This is a genomic window from Halomonas sp. SSL-5 (genome assembly GCF_030708455.1).
Taxonomy (GTDB): domain Bacteria; phylum Pseudomonadota; class Gammaproteobacteria; order Pseudomonadales; family Halomonadaceae; genus Halomonas.
Genome location: NZ_JAUYWF010000004.1, coordinates 103661 through 116734, shown reverse-complemented (window position 1 = coordinate 116734; position 13074 = coordinate 103661). Strand labels below are relative to the sequence as shown.

The 13074-nt window shown below is 67.3% G+C and carries 11 protein-coding genes; 10 read left to right on the top strand and 1 reads right to left on the bottom strand.

What is annotated here, in order from left to right:
* The first annotated feature begins 12 nt into the window (after window positions 1-12).
* The 6 genes from murC (at window position 13) to lpxC (ending at window position 6840) form a co-directional block, all read left to right on the top strand.
* Window positions 13-1470 carry a UDP-N-acetylmuramate--L-alanine ligase gene (gene murC / locus RAN53_RS05825; protein ID WP_305796075.1) on the top strand — a complete coding sequence of 486 codons (1458 nt, stop codon included), beginning with the start codon at window positions 13-15 and terminating at the stop codon, window positions 1468-1470.
* Window positions 1467-2396: a D-alanine--D-alanine ligase gene (locus RAN53_RS05820; RefSeq protein WP_305795876.1), complete on the top strand. Its 930-nt coding sequence runs from the start codon at window positions 1467-1469 to the stop codon at window positions 2394-2396. The genes murC and RAN53_RS05820 overlap by 4 nt, the downstream gene beginning before the upstream one ends.
* Window positions 2393-3118, top strand: coding sequence for a cell division protein FtsQ/DivIB (locus tag RAN53_RS05815; protein ID WP_305795875.1), 726 nt, complete (start codon window positions 2393-2395; stop codon window positions 3116-3118). Before RAN53_RS05820 ends, RAN53_RS05815 begins: the two co-directional genes overlap by 4 nt.
* A gap of 194 nt (window positions 3119-3312) precedes the next feature.
* The gene (gene ftsA / locus RAN53_RS05810) at window positions 3313-4602 is read left to right on the top strand and encodes a cell division protein FtsA (RefSeq protein ID WP_305795874.1); all 1290 of its coding nucleotides are present in this window, start codon (window positions 3313-3315) and stop codon (window positions 4600-4602) included.
* Between the two features lie 35 nt (window positions 4603-4637).
* A complete protein-coding gene (gene ftsZ / locus RAN53_RS05805; RefSeq protein ID WP_305795873.1) occupies window positions 4638-5816 on the top strand; it encodes a cell division protein FtsZ in 1179 nt (392 codons plus the stop codon).
* Window positions 5817-5928: 112 nt separating this feature from the next.
* The gene (gene lpxC / locus RAN53_RS05800) at window positions 5929-6840 is read left to right on the top strand and encodes a UDP-3-O-acyl-N-acetylglucosamine deacetylase (RefSeq protein WP_305795872.1); all 912 of its coding nucleotides are present in this window, start codon (window positions 5929-5931) and stop codon (window positions 6838-6840) included.
* Window positions 6841-7022: 182 nt separating this feature from the next.
* Here the strand turns inward: lpxC and RAN53_RS05795 are convergent, their stop codons facing one another.
* A complete protein-coding gene (locus RAN53_RS05795; protein WP_305795871.1) occupies window positions 7023-7490 on the bottom strand; it encodes a DUF721 domain-containing protein in 468 nt (155 codons plus the stop codon).
* A gap of 98 nt (window positions 7491-7588) precedes the next feature.
* Between RAN53_RS05795 and RAN53_RS05790 the strand changes: the two genes are divergently transcribed.
* The 4 genes from RAN53_RS05790 to RAN53_RS05775 all read left to right on the top strand — a co-directional run bounded on the left by RAN53_RS05790 (window position 7589) and on the right by RAN53_RS05775 (window position 13049).
* Window positions 7589-7960, top strand: coding sequence for a hypothetical protein (locus tag RAN53_RS05790; protein ID WP_305795870.1), 372 nt, complete (start codon window positions 7589-7591; stop codon window positions 7958-7960).
* A 58-nt stretch (window positions 7961-8018) separates the two neighbouring features.
* Window positions 8019-10757: a preprotein translocase subunit SecA gene (gene secA / locus RAN53_RS05785; RefSeq protein ID WP_305795869.1), complete on the top strand. Its 2739-nt coding sequence runs from the start codon at window positions 8019-8021 to the stop codon at window positions 10755-10757.
* A 36-nt stretch (window positions 10758-10793) separates the two neighbouring features.
* Complete coding sequence (argJ, locus tag RAN53_RS05780; RefSeq protein ID WP_305795868.1) at window positions 10794-12011, top strand: bifunctional glutamate N-acetyltransferase/amino-acid acetyltransferase ArgJ; 1218 nt, start codon at window positions 10794-10796, stop codon at window positions 12009-12011.
* Between the two features lie 90 nt (window positions 12012-12101).
* Window positions 12102-13049, top strand: coding sequence for a Nudix family hydrolase (locus RAN53_RS05775; RefSeq protein ID WP_305796074.1), 948 nt, complete (start codon window positions 12102-12104; stop codon window positions 13047-13049).
* Window positions 13050-13074: the final 25 nt, after the last annotated feature.

The following is a 13074-nucleotide window of genomic DNA, read 5'->3' as shown; positions in this document are numbered from 1 at the left end:
AGATCACATCCGATGCCCGGCCAGGCCGAGCCCAACCGCCATGGTCGCGGGCTGGGCATGCGCCGTATCCGCAACATCCACTTCGTGGGCATCGGTGGTGCCGGCATGTGCGGCATCGCCGAGGTGCTGGCCAACCAGGGCTACACCGTCAGCGGCAGCGACCTGCGCGAGTCGCCGGTGGTCGCCAGGCTGCGCCGCTGCGGGATCCGCGTGGCGATCGGCCACGCCGCCGAGCACGTCGCCGGCGCCGACGTGGTGGTGGTCTCCACCGCGGTGGACGAGACCAACCCGGAGATCGTCTGGGCCCATGAGCATCGCGTGCCGGTGGTGCGGCGTGCCGAGATGCTCGCCGAGCTGATGCGTTTCCGCCACGGCATCGCCGTGGCCGGGACCCATGGCAAGACCACCACCACCAGCCTGACCGCGACACTGCTCGGCGAGGGCGGCCTCGATCCCACCTTCGTGATCGGCGGCCGGCTGACCAGTGCGGGCACCAACGCACGGTTGGGGGAAGGCGACTACCTGGTGGCGGAAGCCGACGAATCCGATGCCTCCTTCCTGCACCTGCAGCCCATGGTCTCCATCGTCACCAATATCGACGCCGACCATATGAGTACCTACGGCGGCGACTTCGAGAGGCTCAAGGGCACCTTCCTCGAGTTCCTGCACAACCTGCCCTTCTACGGACTGGCCATCCTGTGCATCGACGACGAGCACGTCCGCGGCCTGCTCGACCGCGTCAGCCGCCAGTTCGTCACCTACGGCTTCAGCGAGGATGCCGATTACCGCGTCGAGGACTTCGTCCAGGCCCAGGGCGAGGTACGCTTCACCGCTCGGCGTCCCGGCGAGCTGGCCCCCCTCGAAGTGAAACTGGCCATGCCGGGGCGTCACAACGCCCTGAATGCCCTGGCCGCGATTGCCGTGGCCAGCGATGCCGGCGTGGATGATGACGCCATCCTGCGTGGCCTGTCAGGCTTCCAGGGGGTGGGGCGCCGCTTCCAGGTCCACGGCCAGTTCCCGGCCCCGGGAGGGGAGGGCGAGGTGATGCTGGTGGATGACTACGGTCATCATCCCCGCGAGGTGGAGATGGTGATCCAGGCGGTGCGTGCCGGCTGGCCCGAGCGGCGCCTGGTGATGCTCTACCAGCCCCACCGCTACACGCGCACCCGTGACCTCTTCGAAGACTTCGTTAGGGTGCTGGGCGGCGTCGACACCCTGCTGCTGCTCGACGTCTACAGTGCCGGCGAGGCGGCGATCCCCGGCGCCGAGGGACGCACCCTGGCCGGCTCGATCCGCCAGCGCGGCGCCGTCGACCCGATCTTCGTCCAGGACAAGGCAGAGCTGCCCGAACTGCTCGGCCGCGTGCTCAGGCCCGACGATATCCTGATTACCCAGGGGGCCGGTGATATCGGTGGGATCTCTCTGGCGCTGGCCGAGGCGGCGCTGAGACTCGAGGAGGTGACGCTATGAGCCTGGTGACTGAACTGGGGCGCGTGGCGGTGCTCTTCGGCGGCAGTTCCGCCGAACGTGAGGTATCGCTGAAGAGCGGGCAGGCGGTGCTATCGGCGCTCACCCGCGCGGGTGTCGACGCCATCGGCTATGACCCCGCCGACGGCGGCCTGGTGGGGCTCGAGGCGCTGGCGCCGGATCGCGTGTTCATCGCCCTGCACGGGCGTGGCGGCGAGGACGGCACCCTGCAGGGGGCGCTCGAGCTGCTGGGCATCCCCTACACCGGCAGCGGGGTGCTGGCGTCGGCGCTGGGCATGGACAAGCAGCGGACCAAGCTGGTGTGGCAGGCGCTCGGCCTGCCCACTCCCGAGGCGGAGATGCTGGGACCGGAAGCCGACTGGCAGGCCGTGGTCGACCGCCTGGGGCTGCCGCTGATCGTCAAGCCGGTTCACGAGGGCTCGACGCTTGGCATCAGTGTGGTGGAGAGCGCCGAGGCGCTGGCCGAGGCCTACCACGAGGCGGCGCGCTTCGACGCCCGGGTGATGGCCGAATGCTTCGTGAAGGGGGAGGAGTACACGGTGTCGTTGCTCGGCGACATGGTGTTGCCGACGATCCGCGTGGAGGCGGCCGGCGGCTTCTATGACTACGAGGCCAAGTACCTCTCCGACGAGACCCGTTACCACCTGCCCTGCGGGCTGGAGGAGGGTGCCGAGGCCGAGCTGGGTGAGCTGTGCCGGCAGGCCTTCGCCGCGGTGGACGGCGAGGGCTGGGGACGCGTCGACGTGATGCGCGATGCCCAGGGACGCTTCTGGCTGATCGAGGTCAATACCTCACCGGGCATGACCGACCATAGCCTGGTCCCCCAGGCCGCGGCCCATGTCGGCATCGACTTCGAGGCGCTGGTGCTGCGCATCCTTGCCACCACCCTGGAGAGCCGTCCGGCATGAGCCAGCGCGGTGGATGGCTGGGCGTGATGCTGCTGGTGGTGCTGTTCGGTGCCGGCGGCAGGGCGCTGTGGCTATGGCTCGACCGCCCCCTCGAGCGGGTCTCGATCGGCGGTGACCTTGCGCATGTCAGCGCCGACTACCTGCGCAGCGAGCTGACGCCGCTGCTGCGTGGCCATACCTGGCTGTCGGTGGATGTCGCGGAGCTCCGCGAGCAGGCCCTGGCGGTCGACTGGATCGCCGAGGCGCGGGTCAGCCGCGAATGGCCCAATGCCCTGACCCTCGAGCTGGTGGAGCAGGTGCCGGTAGCGCGCTGGAACGACGACTACCTGCTCAATCCCGAGGGAGAGCCCTTCGCCACCGGCCCGGTGTCGCCTCCCGGCGACCTGCCCGACCTCGCCGGTCCCCGCGGAAGTGGTGCCGAGGTGCTCGCCTACCATGAACGTCTCGCCACGCGCTTCGCCGAACTGGGGCTCGAGCTGACCCAGCTGCGCCTGGAGCCGCGGGGCGCCTGGCGCTTCCAGCTCGATGACGGCGTCTGGGTGATGCTGGGTCGCAGCGACCGCGAAGGGCGCCTTGCGCGTCTGACCGCGGCCTGGCGTCGACAGCTCGAGGAGCAGGCGTCGCATATCCGCTACATCGACCTTCGATACCCCAATGGCGTGGCGGTGGCATGGCACGGTGAAAGCGACCCTCTCGAGCAGGATGACGGGGAGGAGGGCTGAGCCCTTTTTCCGGCGAAACACGCATGGCAAAGGGCATGCGCCTGTTTCTTTCACGCCAAAATGGCCGTATCGTGGAAGGGCTTTTTCGTCCCGGGGTGGAGGAATACGCTCAGTTGTTCCTATAATTGCCCTCAGGTTCATTTTCGTGTTGCAGGCCCATCAAGCGGGCCAGGTTCGAGGAGACTCCCCGACTCATGGCAGGTCCATCCAATGCGTCCAATATGGTAGTCGGGCTGGATATCGGAACGTCCAAGGTGGTGGCGATCGTGGGGCAGCCCACCGATGACGGCGGCATCGAGATCGCCGGTATCGGCTCGCATCCCTCCCGCGGCATGAAGAAGGGAGTGGTGATCAACATCGAGTCCACGGTGCAGTCGATCCAGCGCGCCGTGGAAGAGGCGGAGCTGATGGCCGGCTGCGACATCCATTCGGTCTATGTGGGGGTCGCGGGCAGCCATATCAGTTCCATGAACTCCGATGGCGTGGTGGCGATCAAGGAGCGCGAGGTCACCCCCTCGGATATCGACCGGGTGATCGATTCGGCCCGCGCCCGGGCCATCTCCGAAGGGCAGCGGGTGTTGCACGTGCTGCCCCAGGAGTTCGCCATCGATGCCCAGGGTGGCATCCGCGAGCCGCTGGGCATGTCAGGTGTGCGCCTCGAGGCGCGCGTCCATCTGGTCACCGCGGCCCTCAACGCGGTGCAGAACATCGAGAAGTGCGTGCGGCGCTGCGGGCTGGAGGTCGACGCCATCATCCTCGAGCAGCTCGCCTCCAGCATGGCGGTGCTTACCGAGGACGAGCGCGAGCTCGGGGTGTGCATGGTGGATATCGGTGGTGGCACCACCGATATCGCCGTGTTCACCGAGGGGGCCATCCGCTACACCGCGGTGATCCCCATCGCCGGCGACCAGGTGACCAACGACATCGCCATGGCGCTGCGTACGCCGACCCAGCACGCGGAAGAGATCAAGGTCAAGTACGCCTGTGCGCTGACCCAGCTGGCCGCCAGCGACGAGATGATCAAGGTGCCCAGCGTCGGCGACCGCCCGGCCCGCGACCTCTCCCGCCAGGCCCTCGCCGAGGTGGTCGAGCCGCGCTACGAGGAGCTCTTTACCCTGATCCGCGACGAGCTGCGCCGCAGCGGTTACGAGGATCTGGTGGCCGCCGGGGTGGTGCTGACCGGCGGTACCGCCCGCATGGAGGGCGTGGTGGAGCTGGCCGAGGAGATCTTTCATATGCCGGTGCGCATCGCCTGCCCGCAGAACGTGCGGGGCCTGGCCGATGTGGTCCGCAACCCGATTTATTCGACCGGAGTCGGTTTGTTACATTACGCTCTGCAAGAGACACGGCAGGGGCACGGCCGACAGGCACAGGGCAGCGTGATGTCCGCACAGTCCCGACGCGAGGACTCGGCACGCCGCGACGACAGGGAAGCACTCTCGGCGCTGACGAGGCTCAAGGGCTGGTTGAAAGGAAATTTCTGACAGGATCGCCAGCGGCGGTTCAGGAGACGGGGCAAATGTTCGAACTGGTAGATAGCGCACCCTCAAGCAGCGCGGTCATCAAGGTGATCGGCGTGGGCGGCGGCGGCGGCAATGCCGTCAACCATATGGTCGAGAGCAACATCGAGGGCGTGGAGTTCATCTGCGCCAACACCGATGCCCAGGCCCTCAAGCGAGTGGCGGCCAAGACCGTGCTCCAACTCGGCAACGAGATCACCAAGGGACTGGGGGCCGGTGCCAACCCCGATGTGGGGCGACAGGCGGCCATGGAAGACCGCGAGCGCATCGCCGAGCTGCTCGAAGGCGCCGACATGGTGTTCATCACCGCCGGCATGGGTGGCGGCACCGGCACCGGTGGTGCCCCCGTGGTGGCGCAGGTGGCCAAGGAGCTGGGCATCCTCACCGTGGCGGTGGTGACTCGCCCCTTCCCCTTCGAGGGCCCCAAGCGCATGCGCGCCGCCGAGGAGGGCATGCGCGAGCTCTCCGAGCACGTCGATTCGCTGATCACCATTCCCAACGAGAAGCTGCTCTCGGTGCTGGGCAAGAGTGCCAGCCTGCTCTCCGCCTTCAGCGCCGCCAACGACGTGCTGCTGGGGGCCGTGCAGGGGATCGCCGAGCTGATCACCAGCCCCGGTATCATCAACGTCGACTTCGCCGACGTGCGCACCGTGATGTCCGAGATGGGCATGGCGATGATGGGCACGGGCAGCGCCACCGGCGAGAATCGCGCCCGTGAGGCCGCCGAGAAGGCCATCCGCAGCCCGCTGCTGGAAGACATCGACCTGCACGGCGCCCGCGGCATCCTGGTCAACATCACCGCCGGCCCGGATCTCTCCATCGGCGAGTTCAACGATGTGGGTGCCACCGTCCAGGAGTTCGCTTCCCAGGACGCCACCATCGTGGTCGGCACCTCCATCGACATGGATCTGACCGACGAGCTGCGCGTCACCGTGGTGGCCGCCGGTCTCGAGGGCAGCCAGAAGAAGGCGACGAGCCGCGAGAGCAGCAAGCGGGTCGAGGCGGGTGGCGACTACCGCCGCAGTGCCCAGTCGGGCATCGCGGCGCGTCAGTCCTCCGCGGCAGCGGCACGCGCCGAGCCCGAGGAGGCCCCCAAGCCCCGTGCCGAGAAGCGCCGCTCCCAGGAACTCGATGACTATCTCGATATTCCGGCATTCCTGCGCCGTCAGGCCGATTGAGGCGGGCTATCGGGGCCATGCGCCTTGCCGAACGAGCTTTCTTTGTTGAAACGCTCGTTCGGTGTTATAGTGAACAGTGTTTGATAATCCGATAACCGCCTGGCCACTGCTCATGATCAGACAACGCACCCTGAAGAACGTCATCCGCGCCACCGGCGTCGGCCTGCATTCCGGCAAGAAGGTCTACATGACCCTGAGGCCGGCGCCCGTGGATAGCGGTATCATCTTCGTGCGCACCGACCTGGATCCCGAGGTGCAGATTCCGGCCCGCGCGGAACTGGTGACCGATACCACCCTGTGCACCGCCCTGACCCATGCTGGCGCCAAGGTCGCCACCGTGGAGCACCTGATGTCCGCGCTGGCCGGCCTCGGTATCGATAACGCCTATGTGGACCTCAGCGCCGCCGAGGTGCCGATCATGGATGGCAGCGCCGGCCCCTTCGTGTTCCTGATCCAGTCTGCCGGCATCAGCGAGCAGAACGCCCCCAAGAAGTTCATCCGCATCAAGCGGGAGCTGACGGTGCGTGATGGCGACAAGGAGGCTACCTTCCGCCCCCACAAGGGCTTCAAGGTGGGCTTCTCCATCGACTTCGACCACCCGGTGTTCGAGAACCAGACCCAGACCGCGGCGGTGGACTTCTCCACCACCTCCTTCGTCAAGGAGGTATCGCGGGCGCGCACCTTCGGTTTCATGCGTGATCTGGAGTACCTGCGCTCCAACAACCTGGCGCTGGGCGGTAGCCTCGACAACGCCATCGTCGTGGACGACTACCGCATCGTCAACGAGGGCGGGCTTCGCTACGACGACGAGTTCGTCAAGCACAAGGTGCTGGATGCCATCGGCGACCTCTATCAGCTGGGCTACAGCCTGATCGGCGAGTTCCACGGCGTGAAGTCCGGCCATGCGCTCAACAACCAGCTGTGTCGTGCCCTGATGGCCCAGCCCGATGCCTACGAGATCGTCACCTTCGAGGACGAGAGCGAGGTCGCCCCGATCTCCTATGCTGCCCCCGCCATGGTCTAGCCGGGTTTCGCCCGCCCGGTTTCGCCGGGGGCCGTAGGCCGGAAGAGCGGCGCTTCGCGTCTGGAAGCTGGAAGAAGAAAACCGCCTCCGTGGTCTCGCCACGGAGGCGGTGCTGTTTGGGCTGCTATCCAGCTTCCAGCTTCCAGCTTCCAGCTTCCAGCTTCCAGCTTCCAGCTTCCAGCTTACGGCTCGTCCTCCCGTTCGGCATGGGACGCCAGTCGCTCGAGGGCTTCGCGAAGCCGGGGGTCCTCGGTGTCGGCGGCACAGCTGGAGATCTCGTCGGCGGCTCGGGCCGGCAGATGTCGGACCTGGCGCAGCGGCGCCTTGGGTGGGCGCACTGGCCTGACCTTCAGATTGAATCCCCGTACCGCCTGGAAGCCGGGGAGTTCGTGCAGCAGTTCCAGCAGTCGCGGCTGTTCGTAGCGCAGCCGGGTCAGCCAGGCGGCGCCGTCGGCGATCAGGGTCAGTCGGCCGTCGCGGAAGCCGCCGACGTGCAGGTGCTCGGCAAGCTCCGCGGGCAGGTGGGCACGCAGGTGTGTCTGGGCGAGATCGATCAGCCGCGCCATGCGCATCAGCGAGCCGAGTTCGCCGCGCCCGCCCAGCAGCCGGGACATGGGCTGGGCGCGAAAGCGCTTAACCTTTATACTCATGGGCTTGACTCTCTCGTCCCGCGCCAGGCGGGCCAGACGATGAACGCGATGGGCCTGCAGCGCCCGTCAGACTAGCACGCCCGGGAGCCCCTGACAGCATGGCCGTGACCCTCAGCCACTCGCCTGCCACACCCGCCAGGCCCGTTCCTTCGCGGCGTCACGCACGCTGGTGGCTGGCCGGCCTGCTGGTGGGGTGCCTGCTGCCCGCGGGCCTTGCCCAGGGCGATCTCACGCGACAGGCCGAGCGGTTGGTGCAGGTGTGCATCCTGGCCCCGGCCCTGATTCGCGCCAGCTCGCGCCTCAAGGCGCGCCGCCGGAGGCGGGGCTGGCCGTTGATGCGGCGGGCCAGAGTGGCACTTCGCGGCGACTCGTCCGCGCTCCTGTGCGTGGCAATGGGGCAGGCCACCGCCGCCCATGACGTCCTGACCCGCCGTGGTCCTCCCCCCTGCGTGGGCAAGCTGACATCCTGAACATGGCCGGCCGCCCCGGGCGGTTGGCGCTACGCCATACGCAGATGACGGACACTTCATGATCAATTCCCTGTTACGCAAGGTCGTCGGCTCCAAGAACGACCGCGAAGTCAAGCGCATGGGCCGCCAGGTCGAACGCGTCAATGTTCTCGAGAACGAGCTCGAAGGGCTCGACGATGCGGCCCTCAAGGCGCTTACCGACGCCTTTCGCGAGCGCCTCGAGGGCGGCGAGGCACTGGATGCCCTGCTGCCCGAGGCCTTCGCCACGGTGCGCGAGGCCAGCAAGCGGGTCATGGGCATGCGCCACTTCGACGTCCAGATGGTCGGTGGGATGACCCTGCACAATGGTCGCATCGCGGAGATGAAGACCGGCGAGGGCAAGACCCTGGTGGCGACCCTGGCGGTCTATCTCAACGCCCTGCCCGGCAAGGGGGTGCATGTGGTGACCGTCAACGACTACCTGGCGCGACGTGACGCCCAGTGGATGCGTCCCCTCTACGAGTTTGTCGGGCTCAGCGTCGGCGTCATCTACGCCGGTCAGACACCCGAGGAGAAGCGTGCCGCCTACGCCTGCGACATCACCTACGGCACCAACAACGAGTTCGGTTTCGACTACCTGCGTGACAACATGGCCTTCTCCCTGGAGGACAAGGTTCAGCGAGGCCTGCACTACGCCATCGTCGACGAGGTGGACTCGATCCTGATCGACGAGGCGCGCACGCCGCTGATCATCTCCGGGGCCGTGGACGAGAATACCGAGCTCTATCGGGTAGTCGACCGGTTGTCGGTGCATCTGGTCCAGGGGGAGGTATCGGAAGATGCCGATGCCCCGGTAGAGGGCGACTTCACCCTGGACGAGAAGCACAAGCAGGTGGAGATCACCGAAAATGGCCACCACAAGATCGAGGACCTGATGCGCGAGCAGGGGCTGCTGGGCGAGGAGGACTCCCTCTACGCCGCCCAGAACCTCAACCTGCTGCAGCATATGCACTCGGCGCTGCGTGCCCGTCACCTCTACCACAGGGACGTCGACTATATCGTCAGCGACGGCCAGGTGGTGATCGTCGACGAGCACACCGGCCGCACCATGCCCGGCCGGCGCTGGTCCGAGGGCCTGCACCAGGCGGTCGAGGCCAAGGAGGGCGTGGCCGTGCAGCGCGAGAGCCAGACACTCGCCTCCACCACCTTCCAGAACTACTTCCGCCTCTACGACAAGCTGGCGGGCATGACCGGCACCGCCGACACCGAGGCCTTCGAGTTCCGTCAGATCTACGGCCTCGACGTGGTGGTGATTCCCACCAACAAGCCGCTGGTTCGCCGCGACCTCAACGACCTGGTCTATCTCACCGCCGAGGAGAAGTTCGAGGCGATCATCGAGGACGTCAAGGCCGAGACCGAGGCGGGCAGGCCGGTGCTGGTGGGTACCGCTTCCATCGAGACCTCCGAGTACCTGGCCAACCTGATGAAGAAGGGCGGCCTCAAGTTCAACGTGCTCAACGCCAAACAGCACCAGAGCGAGGCCGAGATCATCGCCCAGGCCGGCCGTCCGGGGGCCATCACCATCGCCACCAACATGGCCGGCCGCGGTACCGATATCGTGCTGGGCGGCAACTGGGAGGCCGAGGCGGCCAAGCTGGAGAACGCCAGTGCCGCTCAGATCGAGCAGCTCAAGGCCGAGTGGCAGGCCCGCCATGAGGCGGTGCTCGAGGCCGGCGGCCTGCACGTGGTCGGCTCCGAGCGCCACGAGTCGCGGCGCATCGACAACCAGTTGCGCGGCCGCGCCGGCCGCCAGGGCGACCCGGGTTCGACCCGCTTCTTCCTGTCGCTGGAGGACAGCCTGATGCGGCTGTTCGGCTCCGACCGGGTACAACGCATGATGAAGGCGTTGGGCCTGGAGCACGGCGAGGCGATCGAGCACAAGATGGTCTCGAATGCCGTAGAGCGGGCCCAGAAGAAGGTCGAGAGTCGCAACTTCGATATCCGCAAGCAACTGCTCGAGTATGACGACGTGGCCAATGACCAGCGTCGCGTGATCTACGAACAGCGCAACGAGGTGCTCGCCGCCGAGGAGATCGCCGCGGCGGTGGCCGGCATCCGCGAGGAGGTCATGGACCTCGCCATCAGCGACTTCGTGCCGCCCCAGAGCCTGCCCGAGCAGTGGGACCTGGCCGGGCTTCAGGACTACCTCAAGTCCGAATTCAACCTGGATGCACCGTTGCTGCAGTGGGCCGAGGAGGACGAGCGCTTCCACGAGGAGCAGCTGCGCGAGCGCCTGCAGACCCTGCACCGCGAGGCCTACGAGGCCAAGGTGGAGCAGGCCGGCGCCGAGCTGATGCGTCGCTTCGAGAAGCAGGTGATGCTGCAGGTGCTGGATACCCGCTGGAAGGAGCACCTGCAGTCCATGGACCACCTGCGCCGGGGCATCCACCTTCGCGGCTACGCCCAGAAGAACCCCAAGCAGGAGTACAAGCGCGAGGCCTTCGAGCTGTTCCAGAACCTGCTGGCCAATATCAAGGCCGACGTCACGCGTATCCTCAGCCATGTGCAGGTGCGCCGTCCCGAGGAGGTCGAGGAGTTGGAGCGTCAGCGCCGCGAGGCCCTGGAGCGCGAGAAGGCTACCGCGGCGAGTCGCCACGATGCCCCCGACACCGCCCGGGAGGAAGGCGGAGAGGCGTCGGTGGCGCCGGGAGCCGATGGGCGTCCGGTGCGTCGCGAAGGGCCCAAGGTGGGCCGCAACGACCCCTGTCCCTGCGGTTCGGGAAAGAAGTACAAGCAGTGCTGCGGCAAGCTGAGCTGAACCTGGCCTTCGGCCAACCCCAGAGGAGACGAGACGATGGCAGTGGGTGACGCAATATTTCCCGAGATGCCGGCCATTCCCGGCGTGCGACTGGGCACCGCCATGGCGGGGATCAAGAAGCCTGGCCGCCGCGACCTGGTAGTGATCGAGAGTCCCGAGGGGGCCCGCATGGCGGGCGCCTTCACTCGCAATGCCTTCTGCGCGGCCCCGGTGACGGTGGCCCGGGATCATCTGGCGAGCGGTGAGGCGCCGCGCTACCTGGTGATCAACACCGGCAACGCCAATGCCGGAACCGGCGAGATCGGGTTGCGTGACGCACGTGCCAGCTGCGCCGAACTGGCCCGCCTGGCCGGGGTCGACGCACGCGCCGTTCTGCCATTCTCCACCGGGGTGATCGGTGAGCCGCTGCCCATGGAGCGGCTGCTGGGGGGCCTGCCGGCCGCACTCGACAGCCTCGACGAAGGTGCCGAGGCTTGGCACCAGGCCGGCGAGGGCATCCTGACTACCGATACCCGCGCCAAGGGCGCCAGCGTCACCCTGGAGATTGCCGGGGAGCGGGTGGTCATCAACGGCATCGCCAAGGGCTCGGGGATGATCCAGCCCAACATGGCCACCATGCTGGCCTTCGTGGCCACCGATGCGAGCCTCGAGCAGGAGCTCCTCGACGGGCTGCTGCGCGAGACCGTCGAGCGCTCCTTCAACTGCATCACCGTGGATGGTGACACCTCCACCAACGACGCCTGCGTGCTGATCAGCACCCAGCGCGGCCCGCAGGTGGAAGGCGAGGAGGCGATCGCCATCTTCCGCAACGGCCTGCAGCGGGTGATGACCGAGCTGGCCCAGGCGATCATTCGTGACGGTGAAGGCGCCACCAAGTTCGTGACCCTGCAGGTCGACGGTGCTACCAGTCGGCAGGAGGCACTCGACGTGGCCTTCACGGTGGCCAACTCGCCGCTGGTCAAGACGGCGCTCTACGCCTCGGATGCCAACTGGGGGCGGATACTCGCCGCGGTGGGGCGTGCGCCGGTGGCCGACTTCGATGTGTCCCGGGTGACCATCGACCTGGGCGAGGTGCGCCTGGTGGAAGGGGGCGGGCGTGCCCCGGGCTATACCGAGGAGGCCGGCAGCGCGGTGATGGGGCGCGAGGAGATTCCCATCCGCATCGCGCTCGACCGCGGAGGGGAGGGGGCCACGGTGTGGACCACCGACCTCTCCCATGACTATGTCAGCATCAATGCCGACTACCGCAGCTGAGCGTCGGCATACTGCCAGATCCGGGACATCCGGTCAGACACAGACCCCGCGCCGCCGTGCGCGGACACGTTGGAAGGGTGAATGAACGCAATGGTGAAGAGAAGGGTGCACGTGGCGGCGGCGGCCATCATCAGCGCCGATGGGCGCGAGGTGCTGATCGCGCGCCGGCCCAGTAACGTCGATCATGGTGGGCTCTGGGAGTTTCCCGGTGGCAAGCTGGCCCCTTACGAGACGGGCCTGGGTGGGCTCAAGCGCGAGCTCCACGAGGAGCTGGGTATCGAGATCCGGCGTGCTCAGCCGCTGATTCGCATCCACCACGAGTATCCCGACAAGCATATCCTGCTCGATGTGTGGCAGGTCCATGAATTCTCCGGTGAGCCCTTCGGCCGCGAGGGGCAAGCGGTGCGCTGGGTGCCGATGAAGGATCTGGTCAACTATCCCTTCCCGGCGGCCAACCTGCCGATCCTGCGCGCGGTGATGCTGCCCACCGAGTACCTCATCTCCGGCGAGGAGGAGGACGATGGGCTGTTTGACCAGCGCCTCGAGCGCGCCCTGGTGGAGGATGGCGTACGCCTGGTGCAGCTGCGGGCCAAGCAGCTGGATGAAACCGCCTACCTGGCCCGTGCGGAGTCCGCCCTGGCGCGTTGTCGCCAGCATGGCGCGCGTCTGCTGCTCAACGGGGAACCCGAGCTGCTCGAGTCGGTGGATGCCGATGGCATCCACCTGACCAGCGAGCGGCTGATGCAACTGGAGCGGCGTCCCATCGCCGAGGGCAAGTGGCTCGCCGCCTCCACCCACGATCGCGCGCAGCTCGTCCAGGCCGCAAGGCTGGGCTGCGACTTCGTGACCCTCTCGCCGCTGCGTACCACGCCGTCGCATCCCGACGTGCCGCCGGTGGGCTGGCACGACTTCCAGGAGCTGGTGGAGCGCGCCGCCATGCCGGTCTTTGCGCTGGGTGGCATGACCCGCTTCGATGCCAACCATGCCCGCGCCGTGGGGGCCCAGGGGGTCGCCTCGATCCGCGATTTCTGGAAGTGATGCGTCGCCGAGGTGCTCGGCAGCC